The 23,415-nt window shown below is 61.8% G+C and carries 22 protein-coding genes, 1 tRNA gene and 2 rRNA genes (1 of these 25 only partly in view); 12 read left to right on the top strand and 13 right to left on the bottom strand.

Features of this window, described 5'->3' with window-relative positions; translation table 11 throughout:
• Positions 1–67 precede the first annotated feature (67 nt).
• Positions 68–415, top strand: coding sequence for a GFA family protein (locus NKJ94_RS11540; RefSeq protein ID WP_352525084.1), 348 nt, complete (start codon positions 68–70; stop codon positions 413–415).
• On the opposite strand, the gene NKJ94_RS11535 is transcribed toward NKJ94_RS11540, so the two are convergent.
• Positions 412–1,635, bottom strand: a complete 1,224-nt coding sequence (locus tag NKJ94_RS11535) for an MFS transporter (protein ID WP_352525083.1) — start codon at positions 1,633–1,635, stop codon at positions 412–414. The two genes, NKJ94_RS11540 and NKJ94_RS11535, sit on opposite strands and share 4 nt — an antisense overlap.
• A gap of 91 nt (positions 1,636–1,726) precedes the next feature.
• On the opposite strand from NKJ94_RS11535, the gene NKJ94_RS11530 reads away from it, so the two are divergent.
• Positions 1,727–2,707 (top strand): AraC family transcriptional regulator, encoded by a 981-nt coding sequence (locus NKJ94_RS11530; protein WP_352525081.1) that lies wholly within the window; start codon positions 1,727–1,729, stop codon positions 2,705–2,707.
• A gap of 13 nt (positions 2,708–2,720) precedes the next feature.
• Here the strand turns inward: NKJ94_RS11530 and NKJ94_RS11525 are convergent, their stop codons facing one another.
• From NKJ94_RS11525 to NKJ94_RS11490, 8 genes are all read right to left on the bottom strand, one after another.
• On the bottom strand, positions 2,721–3,002 hold the full coding sequence (locus NKJ94_RS11525; protein ID WP_352525079.1) for a hypothetical protein: 282 nt from the start codon (positions 3,000–3,002) through the stop codon (positions 2,721–2,723).
• 248 nt (positions 3,003–3,250) lie between these two features.
• Positions 3,251–4,354 (bottom strand): ABC transporter ATP-binding protein, encoded by a 1,104-nt coding sequence (locus NKJ94_RS11520; protein ID WP_352525078.1) that lies wholly within the window; start codon positions 4,352–4,354, stop codon positions 3,251–3,253.
• Positions 4,354–5,457, bottom strand: a complete 1,104-nt coding sequence (locus NKJ94_RS11515) for an ABC transporter ATP-binding protein (protein ID WP_352525076.1) — start codon at positions 5,455–5,457, stop codon at positions 4,354–4,356. Before NKJ94_RS11515 ends, NKJ94_RS11520 begins: the two co-directional genes overlap by 1 nt.
• Positions 5,454–5,675, bottom strand: coding sequence for a hypothetical protein (locus NKJ94_RS11510; RefSeq protein WP_352525075.1), 222 nt, complete (start codon positions 5,673–5,675; stop codon positions 5,454–5,456). The genes NKJ94_RS11515 and NKJ94_RS11510 overlap by 4 nt, the downstream gene beginning before the upstream one ends.
• Positions 5,672–6,631, bottom strand: coding sequence for a carbohydrate ABC transporter permease (locus NKJ94_RS11505; protein WP_352525073.1), 960 nt, complete (start codon positions 6,629–6,631; stop codon positions 5,672–5,674). Before NKJ94_RS11505 ends, NKJ94_RS11510 begins: the two co-directional genes overlap by 4 nt.
• Before the next feature lies 1 nt (position 6,632).
• Positions 6,633–7,538: a carbohydrate ABC transporter permease gene (locus NKJ94_RS11500; RefSeq protein ID WP_023675177.1), complete on the bottom strand. Its 906-nt coding sequence runs from the start codon at positions 7,536–7,538 to the stop codon at positions 6,633–6,635.
• Between the two features lie 74 nt (positions 7,539–7,612).
• Positions 7,613–8,929 carry an ABC transporter substrate-binding protein gene (locus tag NKJ94_RS11495; RefSeq protein ID WP_023675176.1) on the bottom strand — a complete coding sequence of 439 codons (1,317 nt, stop codon included), beginning with the start codon at positions 8,927–8,929 and terminating at the stop codon, positions 7,613–7,615.
• 357 nt (positions 8,930–9,286) lie between these two features.
• Positions 9,287–9,982 (bottom strand): TetR/AcrR family transcriptional regulator, encoded by a 696-nt coding sequence (locus NKJ94_RS11490; protein ID WP_352525071.1) that lies wholly within the window; start codon positions 9,980–9,982, stop codon positions 9,287–9,289.
• A 107-nt stretch (positions 9,983–10,089) separates the two neighbouring features.
• Between NKJ94_RS11490 and NKJ94_RS11485 the strand changes: the two genes are divergently transcribed.
• The 3 genes from NKJ94_RS11485 to NKJ94_RS11475 are packed head-to-tail and all read left to right on the top strand — an operon-like array spanning position 10,090 to position 12,588.
• Entirely contained in the window at positions 10,090–11,286 is a 1,197-nt protein-coding gene (locus NKJ94_RS11485; protein WP_352525069.1) for a Tm-1-like ATP-binding domain-containing protein, read from the top strand.
• Positions 11,287–11,297: 11 nt separating this feature from the next.
• Positions 11,298–12,164: a phosphoenolpyruvate hydrolase family protein gene (locus tag NKJ94_RS11480; protein ID WP_352525067.1), complete on the top strand. Its 867-nt coding sequence runs from the start codon at positions 11,298–11,300 to the stop codon at positions 12,162–12,164.
• Positions 12,165–12,168: 4 nt separating this feature from the next.
• The gene (locus NKJ94_RS11475) at positions 12,169–12,588 is read left to right on the top strand and encodes a cupin domain-containing protein (protein WP_023675172.1); all 420 of its coding nucleotides are present in this window, start codon (positions 12,169–12,171) and stop codon (positions 12,586–12,588) included.
• Positions 12,589–12,600: 12 nt separating this feature from the next.
• Here NKJ94_RS11475 and NKJ94_RS11470 read toward each other — a convergent pair whose 3' ends face one another.
• Positions 12,601–13,788 (bottom strand): M24 family metallopeptidase, encoded by a 1,188-nt coding sequence (locus NKJ94_RS11470; protein ID WP_352525065.1) that lies wholly within the window; start codon positions 13,786–13,788, stop codon positions 12,601–12,603.
• A gap of 359 nt (positions 13,789–14,147) precedes the next feature.
• Between NKJ94_RS11470 and NKJ94_RS11465 the strand changes: the two genes are divergently transcribed.
• The 6 genes from NKJ94_RS11465 (at position 14,148) to NKJ94_RS11440 (ending at position 19,852) form a co-directional block, all read left to right on the top strand.
• The gene (locus tag NKJ94_RS11465) at positions 14,148–15,758 is read left to right on the top strand and encodes an ABC transporter substrate-binding protein (protein WP_352525064.1); all 1,611 of its coding nucleotides are present in this window, start codon (positions 14,148–14,150) and stop codon (positions 15,756–15,758) included.
• Positions 15,759–15,914: 156 nt separating this feature from the next.
• A complete protein-coding gene (locus NKJ94_RS11460; RefSeq protein WP_352525062.1) occupies positions 15,915–16,901 on the top strand; it encodes an ABC transporter permease in 987 nt (328 codons plus the stop codon).
• Positions 16,898–17,728, top strand: coding sequence for an ABC transporter permease (locus NKJ94_RS11455; protein WP_352525060.1), 831 nt, complete (start codon positions 16,898–16,900; stop codon positions 17,726–17,728). The genes NKJ94_RS11460 and NKJ94_RS11455 overlap by 4 nt, the downstream gene beginning before the upstream one ends.
• Positions 17,725–18,561 (top strand): ABC transporter ATP-binding protein, encoded by an 837-nt coding sequence (locus NKJ94_RS11450; protein ID WP_352525058.1) that lies wholly within the window; start codon positions 17,725–17,727, stop codon positions 18,559–18,561. Before NKJ94_RS11455 ends, NKJ94_RS11450 begins: the two co-directional genes overlap by 4 nt.
• Positions 18,558–19,349, top strand: a complete 792-nt coding sequence (locus tag NKJ94_RS11445; RefSeq protein WP_352525056.1) for an ATP-binding cassette domain-containing protein — start codon at positions 18,558–18,560, stop codon at positions 19,347–19,349. The genes NKJ94_RS11450 and NKJ94_RS11445 overlap by 4 nt, the downstream gene beginning before the upstream one ends.
• The gene (locus NKJ94_RS11440; RefSeq protein WP_352525054.1) at positions 19,346–19,852 is read left to right on the top strand and encodes an L-2-amino-thiazoline-4-carboxylic acid hydrolase; all 507 of its coding nucleotides are present in this window, start codon (positions 19,346–19,348) and stop codon (positions 19,850–19,852) included. Before NKJ94_RS11445 ends, NKJ94_RS11440 begins: the two co-directional genes overlap by 4 nt.
• 271 nt (positions 19,853–20,123) lie before the next feature.
• Here the strand turns inward: NKJ94_RS11440 and NKJ94_RS11435 are convergent.
• The 3 genes from NKJ94_RS11435 to NKJ94_RS11425 form a co-directional block, all read right to left on the bottom strand.
• Positions 20,124–20,200, bottom strand: a tRNA-Met gene (locus tag NKJ94_RS11435).
• A 130-nt stretch (positions 20,201–20,330) separates the two neighbouring features.
• Positions 20,331–20,445, bottom strand: a 5S ribosomal RNA gene (gene rrf / locus NKJ94_RS11430).
• Positions 20,446–20,521: 76 nt separating this feature from the next.
• Positions 20,522–23,328 (bottom strand): 23S ribosomal RNA (locus NKJ94_RS11425).
• On the opposite strand from NKJ94_RS11425, the gene NKJ94_RS11420 reads away from it, so the two are divergent.
• A protein-coding gene (locus NKJ94_RS11420) for a hypothetical protein (RefSeq protein ID WP_352525052.1) crosses the window boundary here: on the top strand, positions 23,323–23,415 show its start. It continues 189 nt past the right edge of the window; the window shows 93 of its 282 coding nt (coding positions 1–93); its start codon is at positions 23,323–23,325; its stop codon lies off the right edge, out of view. The two genes, NKJ94_RS11425 and NKJ94_RS11420, sit on opposite strands and share 6 nt — an antisense overlap.

Here is a 23,415-nt window from a genome sequence, read left to right as displayed (position 1 = left end):
ACTGGCCGCAGGAGACATAACCCGGCACGGTCGGATTTGCACCTGTCGAACCGAAGGAGGAAGCCCGATGCTCTACAAAGGCAGCTGCCACTGCGGCAAGGTCGCGTTCGAGGTCGAAGGCGAGCTGACCGGAGCCGTGCGGTGCAATTGCTCGATCTGCTCGCGCAAGGGTGCGCTGCTATGGGCAGTGCCGCATGAGAGCCTGCGGGTGCTTGCCTGGGGCGATGATCTCGGCCGCTACAGCTTCGGCGCCCATGTTATCGCCCACCGCTTCTGCCGGAGCTGCGGCATTCACCCCTTCGCCGAGGATGTCGGCGAAGGGAGCGGGCGAAGTGCCTACATCAATATCCATTGCATCGACGCGTTGGACCTAGCCGCCGTGCCGGTCTTCGACTTCGACGGTCGTTCGGTTTAGGCCTCAGAATTGTCGATCGGCTTCGGGCCAAGGAAGAACGCCGCCAGTGCCGCCAGCAACGTCGCCGCCCCGCAATAGGCGAAGGCGCTGGCAACGCCGGTATTGTCGACCAGCAGGCCGCCGAAGACGGCGCCCAACGCGATGGCGACCTGGAACGTCATAACCATGAGCCCGCCGGCGCTTTCCGCCTGATCGGGGGCGGCCCGCACCAGCCAGGTCTGCAGCCCGACGGGGACGGCGCCGAAGGCGAAGCCCCAGCTGGCCACCGCTATTGCAGCCACTACGGGTGAGCCCCCGACCACCAGCAGCAGGAGTGCCGAAAACGCGATCAGCAGAGGCGCCAGGCTGACGGCTGCCTTGAGGCTGCGTTCGGCGATGAAGCCGCCGGCAAAATTGCCGAAGAAGCCACCGATGCCGTAGGCGAGCAGCACCAGAGAGATCGTCTCGATGTCCAGCGCGGGCACCTTCTCGAGAAACGGGCGGACATAGGTGAAGCCGGCAAAGTGTCCCGAGGCGACCAGCAGTACCACCAGCAGTGCTACCCTGATCATCGGCCGCTTCATCACCTCCAGCAGCGTACGAAAACCTGCTGTACCTGCAGGCGGCAATCGCGGAATGGTAGCCACCTGCACCAGCAGCGCCAGCGCGCCGACCACGGCGGCGATCATGAAGGCCGTCCGCCATCCCCAGATGTCACCGACATAGGCACCGACCGGAGCCGCGCAGACCGTCGCCACCGAAACGCCAGTGAGGATGATCGACATGGCGCGCGGCATCAGCCGCATCGGAACGAGCCGCATCGCCATGGCTGCCGACATCGACCAGAAGCCACCGAGACTGATCCCGAGCATGATGCGGGCGATCAGAAGAACGGGAAGCGACGATGCAAACGCGGCCACCAGGTTTGACAGCACGAGCAGCACCGTCAGCGCCCACATGACCAGCCTGCGGTCCAGCCGCTTGGTGACGATAGCCATGGTCGGCGCCGCTATTGCGCCAATGACGGCCGTCGCCGTTACCGCCTGCCCGGCGGCGCCTTCGGTGATGCCGAGATCCTGCGCAAGCGGCGTCAGCAGGCTGGCGGGCAGAAATTCCGCAGTCACCAGGCCGAAGACACCGAGCGCCAGGGAGACCACCGCCCCCCATGCGGGCTCGGATCGTTCGCCGGTTTCCGACGGGTCGAGAACGGCGTCCATGACGCCTGTCGCGGGTTCGGTCATGAATGATCTCCGATCTGGTTGCAGCGCAGCATCTGGCTGCAGTGCAACATAGGGAGTGACTGTCTGGAGTTTCCATGCTAGAAACACCATTATGTTTGACCGTTCGTCCAAAATCCCCACCACCGGCGATCCGCTGACGGACATATTGCGCGGATTGCGTCTCGAAGGCGTCGATTACGGCCGTTGCGAGATGAAGGAGCCCTGGGGCATCCATTTTCCGGCTCAGGCGGCAGCACGGTTTCATTTCATCGGCCGCAAAGGCTGCTGGTTGCTGCAGCCGTCCGGCGAATGGGTCGAGCTCAAGGCGGGCGACGCCGTGTTGTTGCCGCGCGGCTCAGCCCACACGCTGGCGAGTGAACCGGGCATCGAGGCGGCGCCGATCCACGGCTATGAGGCCGAGGAGATCTGCAAGGATGTCTATTGCATGTCGAATGACGGCGTGCCGGGCTGCCGGCCAGGGACCTTGCTGTTTTTCGGCAGCATGTATTTCAATCTCGATGGCTTGCACCCATTGCTCGGCATGATGCCGGACGTGATGCGCGCGCACGAGCTGGAAGCCTATGAGCCGGGCATCCCGCATCTGCTGGAGGCGATGGCCCGCGAGGTGACGATGGAGCGCGTCGGCTCCGGCGGCATCCTGGCGCGGCTGGCCGATGTGCTCGCCGCAACCGTCATCCGCTCATGGGTCGAACGCGGCTGCGGCGACTCCTCCGGATGGATTGCGGCGGTGAGGGACCGCGAGATCGGCCGGGTGCTGGCCGCGATCCACTTGGAACCGAACCGCGACTGGACGGTGGAGGCTCTGGCAAGGATGATGGGCGCGTCGCGATCGGGTTTTGCCGAGCGCTTCGCCACCATCGTCGGCGAGACGCCGGCAAAGTATGTCACGCAGGTGCGGATGCACCAGGCGCGGCAATGGCTGGTCCGCGACCGGCTGAAGATTTCCGTCGTCGCGGCGCGCCTCGGCTACGAATCCGACGCCTCTTTCAGCCGCGCCTTCAAGCGGGTCATCGGATCGCCGCCCGGCCATTTCCGGGCCGAGGAACAGGCGGAGATCCGCCAGGCCGGCTAAAAACTGGCCGAGCTCATTGCTCGGTGATGCAGGCCGAGCCGGCGCTGCTCTTGCAATATTTGCCGGAAGCCCCGCATCTGCCATCCGAGACTTCGACGACGGTGCCGCTCAACAACAGCTTGCAGTCGCTGGTGGACAGATTGACCGTGCCGTTAAGGCCTTTGATCTTCTTGGCGTCCACCTTCGCGCCGGCGACAACTTTCTTGGCTGCCTGCGCCTCGCTCAGATGTGCGGACGACAATCCCATACCCGCGACAAGCAGGATAGTCGCAAAACTGCGGAACAGATTTCCCATAGCCAACCCTCCGTATTTGGGCCTCCGAATTTGGGCATGCAAAGCCCTTTTTGGGACCGAAGGATCAGCCTATTCGACAAATCGGAGCATCCGCATCCCCCGTACGGGGGATGACGAGAGACTAGAGCTTTTTGCAGCCACATGGAATCACTTGGCGTCGCACAAATTCGGCTAAAACAAATAGATAGAGCGGATGCACGGTTCAATTTGAACGCATTCCGCTCCAGCTGCGGCAAAGAGGCTTGTACTTAGCCGGCGTGACGCAGGCTTATTCCGCTGCCCTTGTCGAACAGCACCACCTTTTCCGGGTTCCAGGCAAAGCGCACCGGCTGCTCTATCTGCACGTCGGTCCTGGCCGGCACAGTGGCGCGCAGCATGGTGTCGCCGACCCGCAGCGTCAGGATCTTCTCCACGCCATGGTTCTCGACATCGTGGACCCGCGCCTCAACCGGCGCGCCGGTCTCGAGATAGACGTCCTCGGGACGAATACCGAAGACGAGCGGGCGACCGTCGGTCGCCACGCCCGTCTTGGCACCCCCCGAAGTCTTGGCACCCCCCGCAAGCGGCAATTCGAAATTCAGCGGTGCCATCACCGCACGTCCGTTAACGAGCTTGCCGTCGATGAGGTTCATCGGCGGCGAGCCGACGAAGCTCGCCACGTAGGTGTCGCGCGGATTGTTGTAGATCTCGTACGGCGTGCCGGTCTGGACGATGCGGCCATGGTTGAGCACGCCGACCTTGTCACCCATCGACATCGCCTCGATCTGATCGTGCGTCACGAACAGGAAGGTGGCGCCAAGCTGCATCTGCAGGTTCTTCAATTCGGTGCGCAGCGCCTCGCGCAATTTGGCGTCGAGCGCCGACAACGGCTCGTCCATCAGGAATACCCTCGGCTTGCGCACGATGGCGCGGCCGATCGAGACGCGCTGCATCTCGCCGCCTGAAAGCCGGTCGGTCTTGCGATCGAGCAGATGCTCGATCCGCAGCGTCCTGGCAGCGCGGTCGACACGATCCTTGATCTCGGCGTCGGGCAGCCGGCGGATCTTCGGCTTTAGCGGAAATTCGAGATTTTCGCGCACCGTATAGCGCGGATAGAGCGAATATTGCTGCAGCACCAGGGCCACGTCGCGCTCCGCCGCGCCCCAATCGGCGACATCGACGCCGTCGATAAAGACCTGACCTTCGCTCGGTTTTTCCAGGCCGGCAATCATGCGCAGCGTCGTCGTCTTGCCGGCGCCGGTCTCGCCGAGCAGGACGAAGAACTCGCCGTCGGCGATGTCGAGATCGAGCCCGGTCAAGGCGGTGTGGTTGCCGAATTTCTTTGAGATGTTCTTGAGCTGGATGTGGGCCATCAGAGTCTCACTCCCAGCGACTTGCCGCTCGCCGTGTCGAAGAAATGCGCCTGGGCCGGATCGATCCTGGCGAAGACCCTTTCGCCGGGGCCGCCGATGAAGCCGCTCTTGGTGCGCGCGCGCAGCATCTTGGAGCCGACCTTGAGGTCGACGATGTCGAACGACCCGAGCGGCTCGACGATCTGCGTCTCTACCGGCAGGAACCCTTCGGCTGCTTCGCGGCGGACGAGAACGCCTTCCGGCCGGATGCCGAGCGCGAGCTGGCCGCCGGCATGGCCGTTGAGCTTCGACAGCAACGCACGCGGGAATTCGAAGCCGGCGGCCGCATCGCCGACCGTCACCGAGGCCGACGAGGCTTCCTCGGTCACCGAAGCGTCGGCGACGTTCATCACAGGGCTACCGACAAACTGCGCGACGAAAAGATTCGCCGGATGCGAATAGACCTCGTCCGGCGAGCCGACCTGCTGCAGCACGCCCTCATGCATGATGACGATCCGGTCGGCGAGGCTCATCGCCTCGATCTGGTCGTGGGTGACGTAGATGCTGGTCGAGCCCTGCTTGATGTGCAGCCGCTTGATCTCGGCCCGCATCTCCTCGCGCAGCTTGGCATCGAGTGCCCCGATCGGCTCGTCCATCAGCATCGCCTTCGGCCGCCGCACCAAGGCTCGGCCGATCGCGACGCGCTGCATGTCGCCGCCCGACAGCGCCGACGGTTTCTTGGCGAGGAGATCGCTGATCTGCAGCGTCTTGGCGACCGAGCGCACCTCGCTATCGATCTCGGCCTTGCTCTTGCGCGTCGCTCTCAGTGGAAAGGCGATGTTCTCGTAGACGCTCATATGCGGATAGAGCGAGAACGATTGGAAGACCATGGCGATGTCGCGGTCGGCGGCCTTGAGGTGCTGGACCGGCTTGCCGTCGATGAGGATGTCGCCGCCGTCGATCGTCTCCAGTCCGGCAACGGCCCTGAGCGTCGTCGTCTTGCCGCAGCCCGACTGGCCGAGCAGCACGATGAACTCGTTGTCGTCGATCTTCAGGTTGAGGTCCTTGATGACCTGGACGGCGCCGAAATATTTCTGGACGCCGCGAAGCTCGATCTGGGTCAATGCTGTGCCCCCGGATTTGCCCCTTGCCCGGTGCCGGCCTTCTCCTCCGGCGCGATCTTGGAGGTGATGTTGAAGCCGATCAGGCCGATCAGGATGATAGTCACGCCGTAGCTGTGCAGCAGCATATGCCATGGCTGGCAGAGCGCGATGATGCCGAGCACCATCAGCACCTGGCTGCCCGGTTCGAGATATTTCTGGTTGATGGCGCGAAAGCTCATTTGCGGATCGCTCCGAAGGACATGCCGCGCAACAGGTGGTTGCGAAGCAGGAAGGTGAAGATCGCGACCGGCAGCAGGAACAGGAAGGTTCCAGCAGCGATCACCGTCCAGTCCGGCAGGCCGGAGCCGATCTGGCTGGGGATGAAGGGCGGTGCTGTCTGGGCACGGCGGCTGGTCATGATCAGTGCGAAGGCATATTCGTTCCACGCCGTGATAAAGCAGAAGACGGCGGTGGCGGCGATGCCGGTGGCGGCCTCCGGCAGCACGATCTTGAAGAAGGCTTCCATGCGCGTGTAGCCGTCGACCAGGGCCGCCTCCTCATATTCCTTCGGGATCTCGTCCATGAAGCCTTTCATCAGCCAGACCGAGAAGGACAGGTTGAAAGCGGTGTAGAGGATGATCAGGCCGAGGTGGGAATCGTTGAGGCCGACCGCCCGGTACATCAGGAACATGGGGATGGCGACGACCACCGGCGGCAGCATGCGCGTCGACAGGATGAAGAAGAGCAGATCCGCCTCTCCCTTCACCCTAAAGCGCGAGAAGCCGTAGGCGGTGAAGGTGCCCATGCCGACCGCCAGGATGGTCGAGGTTATGGCCACGATCAACGAGTTCATGAAGCGGCTCGGATAGCCGGACCACTGCACCTGGCCCTTGCCGTCACGCACGATCTTTTCGCCGCCGTCGAAGACGACGCGCTCCCACCAGGGAGCGGCTGCATACTCCTCCGGCGACGCTGGGTTGCGTAGCTGCGAGCGCTTGGTGAACAGCTTGACGAAGGGCGATATTTCCGGCTGGAAGACGACCGTCGGCGGGATGGTAGTGGCGAGATTGCGCGGCTTGAACGCCGTCGAGGCAATCCAGTAGATCGGCGCCAGGAAGATGATCGTCACCAACAGGACGGCGACGATTGCAACGCGATTGAAGCCGATTTCGGAGGAGGTGCGCACGGCAGCCATCTCAGCGCTCCTTCACCTTGTTGAGGTATTTGACATAGATATTGGTGATAGCCAGCACCATGATCAGCACGATGTAGGCGAGTGCGCAGGAGCGCCCGGTCTGCCATTCTTGGAATGCCATCTTATAGAGCCGGATCGAGATCAGTTCGGCCGTCGGCTGGCTGGTCAGGATGTAGGCGAGATCGAAGGTCTTGAATGCCTCCATGGTGCGGAAGATGACCGCGATCATCAGGATCGGCGCCACCAGCGGCAGCGTGATGCGGAAGAAGGTGTAGAACGGCCCGGCCCTGTCGATCGCGGCTGCCTCGTAGAGATGCTTGGGCACGGCCGACAGGCCGGCCAGCGACAACAGCATGACGAAGGGCGACCACATCCAGATGTCGGTCAGCGCGACCGCATAGAGCGCCATTTTCGGATCCGACAGCCACTCGAAGGTGCCGAGGCCGAGCGCATAATTGATGATGCCGAAGGACGGATCGTAGAGCAGCTTCCAGAACAGGCCGACGACGGCCATCGACAGCATCATCGGCAACAACAGGAGCGTCGTCAGCAGGCCCTTGAGCGGAATGTCGCGGTTGAGCAGCATGGCCACGCCGAAGCCGACGAGCAGCTGGCCGGCGACTGAGATGATGACGTATTTCGCGGTGATGGCGAAGTTGGACCAGACATAGGGATCGCCGAGCAGGTCGCGATAGTTTTGCAGCCCGACGAAATTCGCCGCCGCGCTGGTCGAGGCGCGGAAATCGGTGAACGAATAGCCCAGCGAATAGATCAGCGGGAAGATGTTGAAGACGATCAGAAACAGGATCGTCGGGATGATGAAGAGATTGCGGATCGAAATGTCGCTGAGACCGCGAGCGGCGGCCCGCGAGGACCTGTCCAGCGTGGTGATCATCGTGGTCGCCAAGACCCTGCTCCCGGTTCAAAAATCAGAAAAAGAAACGGAGGAGGCACGAACGCCCCCTCCGTGAAACTTCATACTTATTGGCCGCGGCCGTATTTCTTGAAGGTCGCGTTCCAGTCGGCTGCCAGTGCGTCCAGCGTCTCCTTGGCGGTGCCTTCGCCGCCGATCATGTAGGGGTAAACGCGCTGGTTGAGCTGCTGCAGCAGTTCGGCATATTCCGGAACCGCCCAGAAGTCCTTGACCTTGAACATGGTCTCGTAGAACGCCTTGTTGTACGGCGTGGCGTTCTGGAATTCGGGCGACTTGAGCACGGCGGCACTGCAGGTGTAGCCGCCGAGCGCTGCCCATTTCTTCTGGGTCTCGTCCTTGATGAACCATTCAAGGAACTTCGTCGCCTCTTCCTGCTTCTGCGAGTAGGAAACGATGGAGATGCCCTGACCGCCGAGTGCGGCGAACTGGTCGCCGCCAGGTCCGGCAGGATTGGCGAAGAAGCCGGTGTTCTTGGCGTTCGGGTTCGACGCCTCGTTGATCAACGAGGGAAAGAACGCGAAGTAGTTCATGCTCATGGCGGCCAGGTTTTCAGTGATCGCCTGGTTGTCCTCGACGAAGAACGACTTGGCCCAGCCCGGAGGCGTGAACTTGTAGAGTTCCTTGTAGGCGTCGAGCGCCGCGATCGCCTTGTCGGAGTTGATGAAGCCATCGACCTTGTAGGTCTTATAGTCACCCAGCTCGCCGCCAAAGGAGAACAGCGCGTTCTCAAAACCCATCGCCATCGCGTCATAGGAATTGTCGGTGTAGATGGCGATGCCGTATCGCTTCTGATCCGGCCGGTAGAAGAATTCGGCGATGTCGCGCAGCGCCTTGAAATCCTTCGGCACGTCGAGATCGTAGCCATACTTGGCCTTGAAGGCTTCCTTTTCCTTGGGGTCTTCGAACCAGTCCTTGCGGTAGGACCAGCCCACCGCATCGCCTTCGAGCGGAATGGCCCAGTACTTGCTGCTGCCGCCCGGATATTCGGCATAGTATTTCACCGTCGCCGGCGCCATCACTTCGCCGACCTTGTGCTTGTTGAAGAAGTCGGTCAGGTCGACATAGTGGCCACCGGTCGAGCCGGCGCCGAGCCATTGCGAGTCGCCGACGACCATATCATAGGCGTCGCCATGGGCGTTGAACTCGGTGAAGGCCTTGGTCTGGAAGTCGGGCCACGGTGTGGTTTCCACTGTGATCTTGACGCCGGTTTCCTTCTCGTACTCGTTGCCGAGTTCCTGCAAGTAATTGGCCGGATCCCATTCCGCCCAGAATATGGTGAGTTCCTTTTCCTGCGCGTAGACGGACGTTCCGCAGGCGAGCACTAAGCCGATACCAGCAAGCACGCTGGTCATTGTCTTGCGCATAATGATTTCCTCCCTTGTGCGCATTCTACCGTTCATGAGAACCGGCAGCGAGGCCGGCCCTGGTAGTCCTCCCGTGACGGCACCGTTCCGGTTTGTGAGCCTCCTCGCTCGACCGAAACGGATCTCAGCCTTCACCTTTGATCCGCTTTATTTATTCTAATCTGGTATTACCAATTTCAGAGGCACGTCAAGCCCTTTCTTGGCCGATGGCGGGCAGGCTGGCAAGTCGGTTTCCGCAGTATCTCCCTGTTTTCCCTGAATTTTCCTACTATTTGATATACAAGGGCCTTGCCTGGACCGCTGCATCGCCAATAGTATGGGTATGCAGGGTGCAAATCTGGTCGAACCAGATTGGCGTCATCTAGCGGCCGTCGCCGGTGCGATCCCATCTCCTTCAATCATCGATTCCGTCACCGCCGCGCGTACCAGCGCGCTGGCTGCCCATTGCGCGACCGACATCATCCTGCGGCTATCCAATCCCCATATATCCTTCAATACGATCAGCATCTCAACGCCGAAGATCAGCGACAGCGCTTGCGCGAGCCGCTTGAATTCGCGCGGCGGCAACCGGCCCTTGAGCGGCGCGATCGCATCCTTCAAAAGCTCGACGCGATGGCCGCGCGTGAAGGTCGGCTCACCGCCCAGCGTGCCTGCCTGTCGCTGCGCCCACTGGTCGAGCGACAGTTTCAGCGCCGCCTTGAACGTCGCCTCGAAGGCCTCGATGCGCGGCATGGCGGTTTCGAACAGCTCGGCTATCCGGCGCTCGGGATCGGTAGAGTTCGATCGCCAGGTGAGGATCGGCCCAAGCCCTTCGTCGACCACCGCCTGCACCAGCGCCGCCTGGCTCGGAAAATACCGATAAGCGGTGGCGCGGGAGACTTCCGCTGCTTCCGCGACCTCGCTGACCGACGGCGTGGCGCCCGCCTGCATCAACCTTGTCGCCGTCTCCAGCATCAGCCGCCTGGTGCGGGCGCGGGGCCCGCGCTCGGCCCGCGGGTTCGCCCCTTGGCCGGCATCGTCGTTCACAGTCGCTTGTTGACGTGAGACATCCATGTCAATACGATACGCGCGTCTCAAAAAATTGCAATGGCCCTTCGCGCCGTCGAACGGCCGGGCAACGGGGCGGCAGCGCCGAGCACGCCCAAGACCGGGGAAACGCGATGAAGCGCATCTATGTGGTGGGCACCGCCGACACCAAGGGCGAGGAGCTCGCTTTTCTGGCCGATGCGGTCGCCGCAACCGGCGCATCGATTGCCCGTGTCGACATCGGAACACGCGAGGCGACCGTGCCGGTCGATGTTTCGGCAGACGAGGTCGCCAGCCATCATCCCGGTGGCCGCAATGCCGTGCTCGGCATCGACGACCGCGGCACATCGGTGGCGGCAATGGCCACCGCCTTCGCGCGGTTTGTCCAGTCGCGCAGCGATATTGCCGCGATTATCGGCATTGGCGGCGGTGGCGGCACCTCGATCATCACCGCAGGCATGCGAACGCTGCCGCTCGGCCTGCCCAAGATCATGGTTTCGACTTTGGCTTCCGGCGACACCGCGCCCTATGTCGACGTCTCCGACATCGTCATGATGCCGTCGGTGACCGACATGGCCGGCCTCAACCGGCTTTCCCGTGTCGTGCTGCACAATGCCGCCCAGGCGATATCAGGCATGGCGGCGAAGCCGGCCCCGCCGCCTGACGGCAGACCTTCGCTCGGCCTCACCATGTTCGGCGTCACCACGCCATGCGTGACGGCGATCGCCGATGAGCTTCGTTCGACCTATGACTGCATGGTCTTTCACGCCACCGGCACCGGCGGCCGCGCCATGGAGAAGCTTGCCGATAGCGGCCTGTTGTCCGGCGTCATCGACATCACCACGACGGAAGTCTGCGACTTTCTGTTGGGCGGCGTGCTGCCGGCGACCGACGATCGCTTTGGCGCCATCGCCCGCAACAGGCTGCCCTATGTCGGCTCGGTCGGCGCGCTCGACATGGTCAATTTCTGGGCGCCGCCGACAATTCCGGAACGCTATCGCAGGCGGCTGTTCTACGAGCACAATCCAAACGTCACGCTGATGCGCACCACCGCCGACGAAAGCCGCACGATCGGCGAATGGATCGGCACAAGGCTGAGCCTCTGCGAGGGTCCGGTTCGTTTCCTCATTCCGGAGAAAGGCGTGTCGGCGCTCGACATCGAAGGCGGCGCCTTCTTCGATCCTGAAGCCGATGCGGTGCTGTTCGAGGCGATCGAGCGCACGATCAAACCCGACAAGAAGCGCCGCGTGCTGCGCCTGCCGCTGCACATCAACGACCCGGAATTCGCCTGGGCTGCGACAACGGCCTTCCTCGACATCGCCAGACAGTGAGACACCAAGACATGCCCGCCATACCGCGCAAGAAAATCCTGGAAAAATTCCGCAAGATGATCGGCGACGGCGTGCCAATCGTCGGCGGCGGCGCCGGCACCGGCCTCTCGGCCAAGGCCGAAGAAGCCGGCGGCATCGACCTGATCATCATCTACAATTCCGGCCGCTACCGCATGGCCGGGCGCGGCTCGGCCGCCGGCCTGCTCGCTTATGGCAATGCCAACGAGATCGTCAAGGAAATGGCCTACGAAGTGCTGCCGGTGGTGAAGAAGACGCCGGTGCTGGCCGGCGTCAACGGCACCGATCCCTTCGTCATCATGCCGCTGCTGCTGGCCGAGCTGAAGACGATGGGCTTTTCCGGTGTGCAGAACTTTCCGACAATCGGCTTGTTCGACGGCCAGATGCGGCAGAGTTTTGAGGAAACCGGCATGGGGTTCGGGCTCGAGGTCGACATGATCGCCGAGGCACACAAGCTTGACCTGTTGACCACGCCTTATGTCTTCAATCCAGACGAGGCGCGCGCCATGACAAAAGCCGGCGCCGACATCGTTGTCGCCCATATGGGGGTGACCACCGGCGGCTCGATCGGGGCAACCTCGGCCAAATCGCTGGACGACTGTGTGAGGGAAATCGACGCCATCGCCGAAGCGGCACGCTCAGTGCGCGAGGATATCATCCTGCTTTGCCACGGCGGACCGATCTCGATGCCGGACGACGCCAAATATATTCTTAAGCGTTGCAAGAGCCTGCATGGTTTCTACGGCGCCAGTTCGATGGAACGGCTGCCGGCGGAAGCCTCGATCGCGAGACAGACGGCGGATTTCAAGGCCGTCACGTTCGGCGCGGCACAAAAAAACAGCAAGAAAAACAAGGGATGAGACGATGACGGACAACAGCAAGGTGTTCGTATACCCGAAGGACGTCAGCGCCTTCGGCTTCGACTGGGGCAAGCTGTCGCTGACGATCGCTCCCGAAGTGAACGGCGCGACGCGCTTTTCCGGTGGTGTCGTCGACCTGCCGTCGGGCAAGGGCCATACGCGTCATAACCATCCGGGTGCCGAGGAGATCATCTTCGTCATCTCAGGCAATGGCGAGCAGATGGTCGAGGACGAGAAGGGCAACCCGGTCGTCGAGAAGGTCGGCCCCGGCTGCACCATCTATGTGCCGGAAAGCCGCTTCCACTCGACGCTCAACACCGGCGACGGGCCAATGCAGCTCTTCGTCGTCTATTCGCCGGCCGGGCCGGAACTGGCACTGCGGGATTTGCCGGATTTCACGCTGCTGCCGCCAGGCGGGAAGTGAGATAGAAGGCGCCTAAGCCCCGCCCCTGTTCCAGCCCCTGCCCCGGTCGCCGAACATGACATAGCCGGCATCGGTGACCGCCACCGTATCCTCGAGCTTGATGAAGCCGCGTGTCGGGTGGAGCATGGTCGTCTCGACCGAGAGCACCATGTTCTTCTCCAGCGGCTTTTCGGCATAGGTGCCTTCATACGTCACCGGATGGTTGGTCATCAGGAACGGCGCTTCATGCGTGATCAGCCCCATGCCGTGCGCGAAGAAATCGGTATAGGGCGCAACCTTGGATTTCTTCAGCACGCCTTCGGCATGAGAAATCATGTCACCGCCCAGCGTGCCCGCCTCGACTTTGGAGAAGGCCGCCTGCTGCACCGCCTCGACCTCGGCCAGCAGATCCTCGAGTTCAGCGTCCGGCTCGCCCAGAATGCCCATGCGGCAGAGGTCGCCGATATAGCCGTGGTAGTTGCCGCCGGAATCGATCGACATCACCTCGCCCTTCTTCCACGCCTGCGGCGACGCGGCGCGGTTGTGGCTGGAGCCTAGCGTCAACAGGCAATATTCGAAATGCGCGCCGCGATTGGTCTCCTCGCGCCTGAGCTGCTCGATGATCTCGCTCTTGCTCGTGCCTTCGCGGGCCCAGCCAATGGTCGCCAGCATGGAATCGGTGATCAGTTCCGAGGCGATGCGCAGCTTCTCCAGCTCCGCCTCGGTTTTGATCGCCCGCATGCGCTCAAGCATATGCGTCGCGTCGATCAGCTTGGCGTCCGGCAGTGCGTTGCGGATCAGCATATAAGCGTCGGACGGCAAAAAGCCCGGTTCGATGCCGATGCGGGCATTGCCCTTGCCGATCTTCCGCAAATGTTCGACCGCGAGATTGGCGGCATCGAGTGTGCCCCAGCAGGCGGCATGCAGTGTCGGCGTCCAGAACGGGTGGTTCTGGTGCTCGCCGCCCTCCATGCGGTTGCCGATATAGGCGGCATGCTCCGGGCCGCCTTTCTCATAGACGACAACAGGCAAATAGCGGCTGTGGCCGATCGCATCCATGGCGGCGAAGAAGATGAACTTGTAGCCGCCAAGCAGATATTGCGTGTTGTGCTTGGATGTGGCGAGCAGCACGTCGATGCCGGCCTCCTCCATCAGCCCGTCCACCCTGGCCTGGTCGAACGGCACGCTGCCGACGGCATTCTTGCCCGGGGCAATGTTCATGTCTCTCTCCCTGAAATCCCTTAGCCAGCCGCTCGGCGGCGCCAGCTTTTCTGGCTCTGATCCTCGGCTATGCTTAAATCTGCATCATTTTGCCCGATCTGGTCCAGCCAGAATGGGCGAACGAGCCCCAAAAGCTCCTTCACTTGCTGCCTTCCAGTCTGGTCCTGCCAGAATCCGCGCATCGAACCGTTTCTGTACAACTGGTCCAGCGGACGGAAATTTCAAAGCCACGTGAGGATGCGCCAATTCCGTCTCTGGCGAAACCCCGGACAAGGCCCATAATCACGTTGCGGAACGCTTATGAGCGTCCGAGGGGTACGGCGGACCCGGCCGGGTCGCGGAGAGGACGGAGTTCGATCATGTCAGAGTTCACCATTTCCAGACGCACGATGCTGGCCGGTTCGGCATTGCTGCTGGCTTCCACGGCCATGCCGACGATCGGCTGGGCGCAGACGCCGAAAAAGGGCGGACGACTGGTCGTTGCCGCCGATTCCGAGCCGCGCAATCTCAATCCGGCGATCGTCGCCTCGAACGGTGTCTTCTTCATTTCTAGCAAGGTCGTGGAAACCTTGGCCGAGGCATCCTTTGACGGCAAGGACGGGCTCGATCCACGCCTGGCGCTGAGCTGGGAAGGCGACGCCGACGGTCTGTCGGTGACATTCAAGCTACGCGAGGGCGTCAAATGGCATGACGGCAAGCCCTTTACCTCCGCCGACGTCGCCTTCTCGGCGCTGCAGGTCTGGAAACCGCTGCAGAATCTCGGCCGCACCGTGTTCAAGGATCTTGAGGCCGTCGACACGCCGGACGAGGCCACCGCCGTGTTCAAATTCGCCAAGCCGACACCGTTCCAGCTGATCCGCAATGCCTTGCCGGCTCTCACCAGCGTGGTGCCGAAGCACATCTATGAGACCGGAAAGATTGAGGACAACCCGGCCAACAACGCACCGGTCGGCACCGGCCCATTCAAATTCGCCGAATACAAGCCCGGCGAATATTACCGGCTGGAGAAGAACACCGATTATTGGGGCAAGGACCAGCCCTATCTCGACGAGATCATCTATCAGGTGCTGCCCGACCGCACCTCCGCCGCAAGCGCGCTCGAAGCGGAGGAAATCCAGCTCGCCGCCTTTTCCGCCGTGCCGTTGGCCGATCTCGACCGCATCTCCAAGGTGCCTGGCCTCAAGGTTATCACCAAAGGCTACGAAGCGCTGACCTACCAACTGATCGTCGAGATCAACCATCGCCGCAAGGAGCTGGCCGACCTGAAAGTGCGCCAGGCGATCGCTCACGCCATCAACAAGGATTTCGTCGTCAAGACGGTATTTCTCGGCTATGCCGCAACCGCCACCGGCCCGGTGCCGAAAAACGACCCGCAATTCTACACCGCCGACGTGCCGACCTATGATTTCGACGTTGCCAAGGCCAATGCCTTGCTTGACGAGGCCGGCTACAGCCGAGGCGATGACGGCAAGCGCTTTTCGCTGAAACTGCTGCCGGCGCCCTACTTCAACGAGACCAAGCAGTTCGGCGACTATCTGCGCCAGGCGCTCGCCGCCATCGGCATCGACGCCCAGCTGGTCAACAACGACTCGGCCGCGCACATCAAGGCGGTCTACACCGACCACGCCTTCGACCTTGCGGTCGGGCCGCCGGTGTTTCGCGGCGATCCGGCGATCTCGACCACCATCCTGGTGCAGAGCGGCATTCCCGACGGCGTGCCCTTCTCCAACCAGGGCGGCTACAAGAACGCCGAACTCGATGCCCTGATCGCCAAGGCATCGGAGACGCTCGACACCGCCGCCCGCACCGAACTCTACAAGGAGTTCCAGAGAAAAGTTGCCGCCGACCTGCCGCTCATCAACGTCGCCGAATGGAGTTTCATCAGCGTCGCCCGCGACACGGTCAAGAACATCGCCAACAACCCGCGCTGGGCGGTATCGAACTGGGCGGACACTTGGCTGGAGGCTTAGGCAGGTCGGCTCAAGGCTTGCACATCGCCTATGTGGGTGCTCAGCTTCGGCTATGAGAGTTCCTTCGCGCCCCCCTCTGTCCTGCCGGACATCTCTCCCACGAGGGGGGTGCCGAACGCAGCGCCGAAGACTTGGCTCTCCTGTCAGTGCTGCGCCATGACCCGCGCCCTCATCCTTCTTCGCCGCCGTCTCGTTGGCAGCATCTTCGTGCTGCTGATCGTCGTCGTCGGCACCTTCCTTTTGCTCGAAGCAGCGCCCGGCGACGCGGTCGATGCCTATATCGTCTCGACCGGCGGCGACGCCGGCATGATCGAGCTGTTGCGTCACCGCTGGGGTCTCGACCAATTGGAGCTGACGCGGCTGGCCAACTATCTCTGGGCGCTGCTGCATCTCGACCTTGGCCAGTCGGTCACCTTCTCGCGGCCGATCCGCGACGTCATCCTCGAGCGCCTGCCTACCACGCTGCTGTTGATGGGCAGCGCCACCGCGCTCTCCTTCGGCCTCGGCTCGGCGCTCGGCATCTATGCCGGCGCCAGACCCGGCAGCTTCCGTGATCGCTTCCTGTCCATCGGCTCGCTGGCGCTCTATGCCGTACCGGGATTCTGGCTCGGGCTGGTGCTGATCATCGTCTTCGCCGTCGACCTGCGCTGGTTTCCGATCGGCGGCATCGAGAGCATCGCCTCGGGCAAGACCGGCCTCGATCGCGCCGCCGACATCGCCCGCCATCTCGTCCTGCCGGTGTCCGCGCTCGGCTTCATCTATCTCGCGCTTTACCTGCGCATGATGCGCGCCGGCATGGCCGAAGTCTGGCGACAGGATTTTGTCCTCGCCGCCCGCGCCAGGGGACTTTCCCGCCAGCGCATCGTGCTCGCCCACGTCGCCCGCAACGCATTGTTGCCGCTGGTCACCATGCTTGGCCTGCAGTCCGCGCAAATGCTGGGCGGCAGCGTCGTCATCGAAAGCGTCTTTTCCGTGCCCGGCCTTGGCCGGCTGGCGCAGGAAGCGGTGGCCGCGCGCGACACGCCGTTGCTGCTCGGCATCATTCTCGTCAGCGCCGTTCTGGTCGTCATCGTCAACCTTCTCGTCGACATCGCTTACGCCTTCCTCGATCCGCGCGTCGGCGCCAGTGAGGCCGGTGCGTGAGCCCGCTTCGCCGCTTTCTTCGCACGCCGGAAGCGATCGCCGGCGCGGTCTTCCTGGCGGCACTGTTTGCCGTGGCGCTTGCCGCACCTTTGTTCTTTCCCGGCGATCCGCAGGCGATTGCCGGGCCGGCATTGCTGCCGCCATTCAAGGACTGGTCGCTGCCACTGGGCACCGACCGCCTGGGCCGCGACGTGCTTGCCGAGCTTTTCCATGGCGCCCGTACCTCCCTGGCGGTCGGGCTGGCAGCAGCAGCCGCCGCCCTTGCCGTCGGCGCCGTGATCGGCACGTTGGCCGGCTTTGCCGGCGGCCTCGTCGACGAAGTGCTGATGCGCATCACCGACGCTTTCCAGACCGTGCCGGCCTTCCTGCTAGCTTTGGCTTTCGTCAGCATCGTCGGGCCATCGCTCGGCGTCGTCGTCGTGGCGATAGCGCTTGGCGCCTGGACAGGACCGGCACGCGTGGCGCGGGCCGAAGTGCTGTCGATCCGCGAGCGCGATTTTGTTGCCGGCGCCCGCGTCATCGGCATGCATCCGCTGGAGATCGCCTTTCGCGAAGTGCTGCCCAACGCATTGCCGCCGGTACTGGCATTGTCGTCGGTGATCGTCGCCGCGGCGATTCTCACCGAAGCGGCATTGTCCTTCCTCGGCCTTGGCGACCCCAACCGCGTAACCTGGGGCGGCATGATCGCCGAGGGCCGCGCTGTGCTGCGCACCGCGCCCTTTTTGTCGATCATTCCGGGCGTAGCGCTCGTGCTGACCGTGCTCGGTGTGTATCTCACCGGCGAAGGCGTCGTCGAGACGACGGCGGTGAGGAGGAGCCTGTCGTGACGGCGCTGCTTTCGATCGGTGATTTGTCGGTGACTTATCGCCGCGACGGCGCTGAGGTCGCGGCGCTGAAACATATCAGCCTTGACGTCGCGACTGGCGAGCGCTTTGCCATCATCGGCGAGAGCGGTTCGGGCAAGAGCACGCTGGCGCTTGCGATTGCCGGGCTGCTGCCGGCCTCATCCAGGATAGAGGGCCGCATCGATTGGGTGCCCCCATCGCCATCCCGGGGCGCCAAGGATCGCCAATCTTTCCTTTTTCGCAATAGCCTCCCCCTCGGTGGTCGCGACATCGGCTTCGTCTTCCAGGACCCCTCGGCCAGCATCGATCCGGTGATGACGGTCGGCAAACAGATCGCAGAAGTCGCGCACGCCCATCTCGGCCTTGCCTGGCGAGACGCCTATACCAGGGCCAGGGACCTGCTCGAACGCGTCCGTCTGCCCGTTCCCGATGCCGCCATGCGCGCCTACCCGCACCAGCTATCCGGCGGTCAGAAGCAGCGCGTGGCCATCGCCGCAGCGATCGCGGCCAGCCCGAAACTGCTAATCGCCGACGAGGCGACCAGCGCGCTGGACACCATCGTGCAGGCCGAGATCGTCGCGCTAATTCGGCAATTGGTGGCCGAGGACGGTATGGCGCTGCTGTTCATCAGCCACGACATCGCGCTGGCCGCCGAGCTTGCAGAGAGCATCGCCGTGTTCCGGCATGGCGAACTGGTCGAGTTCGGTTCGACGGCGCAGGTCGTCAGTGCGCCGCGTCACGCCTACACAAGGGCGCTGCTCGAAGCTCATCTCGGCCTCGACGTCGAGCCGCTGCTGCGGCAGACCGGAACATGAGCGGTCCGCTGCTCGCCGTTTCCGGCCTGACCAAACGATACCGTCGCGGCGGCAAGATCATCGCCGCGGTCGACGATGTTTCCTTCCACATCGAACCTGGCGAGACGCTGGCGCTGGCAGGACCTTCCGGCAGCGGCAAGTCGACGATAGCTCGGCTGATGCTGCGGCTCATCGAACCCGACGCCGGCAATATCGAATTTGAAGGCAGCGAGTTCCTGTCACTGAACGGCGCTGCCTTGCGCGACCGGCGCGCCCGTCTGCAGATGGTGTTTCAGGATCCGCTCGCCGCCTTCAACCCGCGCGCCACGGTGGCGCGCGTGCTCGACGATCCCTTGCGCATCCACCATATCGCCTCGCGAGCCGAACGCCCGCGCCGCATTGCCGCTCTGCTGGAGCGCGTCGGCCTCAGCCCAGGTCTCGCCGGCCGCGCCATTCACGAAATTTCCGGCGGCCAACGTCAACGCGTCGCAATCGCCCGCGCCATCGCCACAAAACCGTCGCTGGTCGTGCTCGACGAGGCGGTGTCGGCGCTCGACGTGTCGGTGCGCGCGCAGATCCTGCGGCTGCTGCTCGACCTTCAACGCGAGGAGCGCATCGCCTATCTGTTCATTTCGCACGATCTCGGCGTCGTCCGTGCCATCGCTCACCGCGTCGCCATTCTGGACGCTGGGCGCATTGCCGAGAGCGGCGACGCCCGCGACGTCATCGACGCGCCGCAATCTGCAATCGGCAAGGCGCTTGTGGCGGCAGCGCCAAGACTGCCAAGGATCGAACAGGACGCCTCATGACCGACGCCGAAGCCCGAGCCGAAAAACTGTCGCGCGAACTCGATTCCGCCTTCCGCAACCGCGCCGATCTTTATCGTCTGCTCCTCGATGAGCTGACTGCGGAACTTGGCGCGGAAAAAGCCGAGGCGATCATGATCCGTACCATCGAACAACGCGGCAAGGAGGTTGCGGCGGCGGCCTTCGCCGATTTCGGCCCGAACGACGCACCGGCGATCGGCGAGGCGTTCCTGGCCGTCAGCCCGGATGGCGGCCGCATGTATCCGACCGACGTCGAACGCAGCCAAGGCCGCATCGCCTTCAAGGTCAAGCGCTGTCCGCTGAAGGACGCCTGGGTCGAAGCCGGCGTCGGCGACGAGAAGCTCGCCACGCTCTGCCGCATCGCCGGCGCCTTCGACCGCGGCCTGTTCGAGGCCACCGGGGTGCGCTTCGACAACGTCACCTGGACGCCGGGCCACGGTTCCGGCTGCTGCCACATCGCTTTGACCAACCGGGATGCCGGCTAGAGCTGCATCCATGCAGCACATTCAGGTGCCGGCAAGGACGTGGAACTCCGTCCCGGCGCGCGAGCTTCGGTGTTTGGCAGCACGCCCCAAAACAAAAACCCCAGCGCCGTAAGGCTACCGGGGTTTGATGCTTGCATTGCAAGGAATTTGGTGGGGGGGCAGGATCTGTCTCGGTGTCCCGGGTGTCGGCTTCGTGCGAGGCCTGACGGGGATCGAAACAATCGCCCAGCAATACGAAAACGGCCCGCACAAGGCGGGCCGTTTTCGTATTTGGTTGCGGGGACAGGATTTGAACCTGTGACCTTCAGGTTATGAGCCTGACGAGCTACCGGGCTGCTCCACCCCGCGTCAACCCTAGAAGTAAGCCTTGGCTCACTGGATTCAAGCTCCCGCCAAATGAAAGGGCCGCTTGCGCGGCCCGGAGTCCCGTTGGCGGGCCTGTTCGTAAGGAGAAGATTTAACAACGTGCGCTTGGCAGACCTGGCAGCGACCTACTCTCCCGCGTCTTGAGACGAAGTACCATCAGCGCTGGAGCGTTTCACGGCCGAGTTCGGAATGGGATCGGGTGCAGCCGCTCCGCCATAACCACCAGGTCGGCAAAACGCACGTTGCTCGAGAAGCTGTTTTCTGTGCCATCCATCGTGTTCACGATGGGCATTGGGAATGAGAACGATCAAGCCGATCGAACTATTAGTACCGGTAAGCTTCAAGCGTTGCCGCTCTTCCACACCCGGCCTATCAACGTGGTCGTCTTCCACGGTTCTCAGGGAATACTCGTTTTAAGGTGGGTTTCCCGCTTAGATGCCTTCAGCGGTTATCCCGTCCGGATATAGCTACCCTGCTATGCGGCTGGCGCCACAACAGGTCCACCAGAGATCCGTCCATCCCGGTCCTCTCGTACTAGGGACAGATCCTTTCAATATTCCTACACCCACGGCAGATAGGGACCGAACTGTCTCACGACGTTCTGAACCCAACTCACGTACCGCTTTAAATGGCGAACAGCCATACCCTTGGGACCTGCTCCAGCCCCAGGATGCGATGAGTCGACATCGAGGTGCCAAACAACCCCGTCGATATGGACTCTTGGGGGTCATCAGCCTGTTATCCCCGGCGTACCTTTTATCCGTTGAGCGATGGCCCTTCCACGCGGGACCACCGGATCACTATGACCGACTTTCGTCTCTGCTCGACTTGTCAGTCTCGCAGTCAGGCAGGCTTATGCCATTGCACTCAGCGAACGATTTCCGACCGTTCTGAGCCCACCATCGCGCGCCTCCGTTACTCTTTAGGAGGCGACCGCCCCAGTCAAACTACCCACCATACATTGTCCCGGACCCGGATAACGGGCCGCGGTTAGACATCCATAGTGATAAGGGTGGTATTTCAAGGGTGGCTCCACCTGAGCTGGCGCCCAGGTTTCAAAGCCTACCACCTATCCTACACATGCCACTACGAATGCCAATGTAAAGCTATAGTAAAGGTGCACGGGGTCTTTCCGTCTAACCGCAGGAACCCCGCATCTTCACGGGGAATTCAATTTCACTGAGTCTATGCTGGAGACAGCGGGGAAGTCGTTACGCCATTCGTGCAGGTCGGAACTTACCCGACAAGGAATTTCGCTACCTTAGGACCGTTATAGTTACGGCCGCCGTTTACTGGGGCTTCGATTCAGAGCTTGCACCCCTCCTCTTAACCTTCCAGCACCGGGCAGGCGTCAGACCCTATACGTCGTCTTGCGACTTCGCAGAGCCCTGTGTTTTTGATAAACAGTCGCTACCCCCTGGTCTGTGCCACCCTCCCATGCTTGCGCATGAAAGGGTCACGCTTCTTCCGAAGTTACGCGTGCAATTTGCCGAGTTCCTTCAGCATAGTTCTCTCAAGCGCCTTGGTATACTCTACCAGTCCACCAGTGTCGGTTTCGGGTACGGTCTATAAGGAGGAGCTATTTCCTGGAACCACGCAGCAGCCCTTTCAATCCGATAAGATTGGACTACCTCAATGATCCGTCACTTCCTCCAGGCCCACGAATATTAACGTGGTTCCCATCGTCTACGCATTTCTGCCTCGACTTAGGGGCCGGCTAACCCTGCTCAGATTAGCTTTAAGCAGGAACCCTTGGACTTTCGGCGGGGGAGTCTCTCACTCCCCTTACGTTACTCATGTCAGCATTCGCACTTCTGATACCTCCACCATCCCTCACGGGTATGGCTTCATCAGCTTACAGAACGCTCCGCTACCGCTTGCATTGCTGCAAACCCTAAGCTTCGGTGTATGGCTTTAGCCCCGTTACATTTTCGGCGCAAAGACCCTTATTTAGACCAGTGAGCTGTTACGCTTTCTTTAAATGATGGCTGCTTCTAAGCCAACATCCTGGTTGTTTTGGGATCCTCACATCCTTTCCCACTTAGCCATAACTTGGGGACCTTAGCTGTAGGTCAGGGTTGTTTCCCTTTTCACGACGGACGTTAGCACCCGCCGTGTGTCTGCCGACTATTACTCCCAGGTATTCGGAGTTTGGTTAGGTTTGGTAATCCGGTGAGGACCCCTAGCCCATCCAGTGCTCTACCCCCTGGGGTATTCGGTCGACGCTCTACCTAAATAGATTTCGCGGAGAACCAGCTATTTCCGAGTTTGATTGGCCTTTCACCCCTAGCCACAAGTCATCCCGAACTATTGCAACAGTTATGGGTTCGGTCCTCCAGTAAGTGTTACCTTACCTTCAACCTGCTCATGGCTAGATCACTCGGTTTCGGGTCTAATGCGACGAACTGAACGCCCTATTCAGACTCGCTTTCGCTGCGCCTACACCTATCGGTTTAAGCTTGCTCGTCACACTAAGTCGCTGACCCATTATACAAAAGGTACGTGGTGACCCAGGACGAACCTTGGGCTCCCACTGTTTGTAGGCAATCGGTTTCAGGTACTATTTCACTCCCCTTGTCGGGGTGCTTTTCACCTTTCCCTCACGGTACTAGTTCGCTATCGGTCATGCACGAGTACTTAGGCTTGGAGGGTGGTCCCCCCAATTTCAGACAGGATTTCACGTGTCCCGCCTTACTCGAGGACGATGATTTGCATTACGCGTACGGGGCTGTCACCCACTATGGCCCTACTTTCCAGAAGGTTCCGCTTGTCTCATCATCGCCACTGGCCTGGTCCGGGTTCGCTCGCCACTACTTCCGGAGTCTCGGTTGATGTCCTTTCCTACGGGTACTTAGATGTTTCAGTTCCCCGCGTTCGCCACTTTACCCCTATTTTATTCAGGGTAAGTTACCTATTATCGATACTTGGAAACCACAGCAGCAAGTTGCCCTGCTGCTCTGATTTTCCAAGTACCTTAGGTGGGTTTCCCCATTCGGAAATCTACGGATCAAAGGGTATTCGCACCTCCCCGTAGCTTATCGCAGCGTATCACGTCCTTCATCGCCTGTGCATGCCAAGGCATCCACCAATTGCCCTTAAGACACTTGATCGTTCTCATTGCCAATGCCCACCTGCGCGATCTCGAAGAGATCGTCGCTCAGCGAAATCCTGTGCGGGATTGTCGCTGGATGTCATTG

Origin of the sequence: Mesorhizobium sp. M0060 (genome assembly GCF_040323155.1) — a bacterium.
In the GTDB taxonomy this organism is placed as follows: domain Bacteria; phylum Pseudomonadota; class Alphaproteobacteria; order Rhizobiales; family Rhizobiaceae; genus Mesorhizobium.
Note: the sequence above shows the minus strand (reverse complement) of the source record. Positions and strands in the feature narration are given on the sequence as shown.

What these genes read in the sequence shown, in the direction of transcription:
- NKJ94_RS11540 (WP_352525084.1), top strand. Translation starts at nt 68, where the DNA reads ATGCTCTACAAAGGCAGCTGCCACTGCGGCAAGGTCGCGTTCGAGGTC.
- NKJ94_RS11535 (WP_352525083.1), bottom strand. Translation starts at nt 1,635, where the DNA reads ATGACCGAACCCGCGACAGGCGTCATGGACGCCGTTCTCGACCCGTCG.
- NKJ94_RS11530 (WP_352525081.1), top strand. Translation starts at nt 1,727, where the DNA reads ATGTTTGACCGTTCGTCCAAAATCCCCACCACCGGCGATCCGCTGACG.
- NKJ94_RS11525 (WP_352525079.1), bottom strand. Translation starts at nt 3,002, where the DNA reads ATGGGAAATCTGTTCCGCAGTTTTGCGACTATCCTGCTTGTCGCGGGT.
- NKJ94_RS11520 (WP_352525078.1), bottom strand. Translation starts at nt 4,354, where the DNA reads ATGGCCCACATCCAGCTCAAGAACATCTCAAAGAAATTCGGCAACCAC.
- NKJ94_RS11510 (WP_352525075.1), bottom strand. Translation starts at nt 5,675, where the DNA reads ATGAGCTTTCGCGCCATCAACCAGAAATATCTCGAACCGGGCAGCCAG.
- NKJ94_RS11505 (WP_352525073.1), bottom strand. Translation starts at nt 6,631, where the DNA reads ATGGCTGCCGTGCGCACCTCCTCCGAAATCGGCTTCAATCGCGTTGCA.
- NKJ94_RS11495 (WP_023675176.1), bottom strand. Translation starts at nt 8,929, where the DNA reads ATGCGCAAGACAATGACCAGCGTGCTTGCTGGTATCGGCTTAGTGCTC.
- NKJ94_RS11490 (WP_352525071.1), bottom strand. Translation starts at nt 9,982, where the DNA reads ATGGATGTCTCACGTCAACAAGCGACTGTGAACGACGATGCCGGCCAA.
- NKJ94_RS11485 (WP_352525069.1), top strand. Translation starts at nt 10,090, where the DNA reads ATGAAGCGCATCTATGTGGTGGGCACCGCCGACACCAAGGGCGAGGAG.
- NKJ94_RS11480 (WP_352525067.1), top strand. Translation starts at nt 11,298, where the DNA reads ATGCCCGCCATACCGCGCAAGAAAATCCTGGAAAAATTCCGCAAGATG.
- NKJ94_RS11475 (WP_023675172.1), top strand. Translation starts at nt 12,169, where the DNA reads ATGACGGACAACAGCAAGGTGTTCGTATACCCGAAGGACGTCAGCGCC.
- NKJ94_RS11470 (WP_352525065.1), bottom strand. Translation starts at nt 13,788, where the DNA reads ATGAACATTGCCCCGGGCAAGAATGCCGTCGGCAGCGTGCCGTTCGAC.
- NKJ94_RS11465 (WP_352525064.1), top strand. Translation starts at nt 14,148, where the DNA reads ATGTCAGAGTTCACCATTTCCAGACGCACGATGCTGGCCGGTTCGGCA.
- NKJ94_RS11460 (WP_352525062.1), top strand. Translation starts at nt 15,915, where the DNA reads ATGACCCGCGCCCTCATCCTTCTTCGCCGCCGTCTCGTTGGCAGCATC.
- NKJ94_RS11445 (WP_352525056.1), top strand. Translation starts at nt 18,558, where the DNA reads ATGAGCGGTCCGCTGCTCGCCGTTTCCGGCCTGACCAAACGATACCGT.
- NKJ94_RS11440 (WP_352525054.1), top strand. Translation starts at nt 19,346, where the DNA reads ATGACCGACGCCGAAGCCCGAGCCGAAAAACTGTCGCGCGAACTCGAT.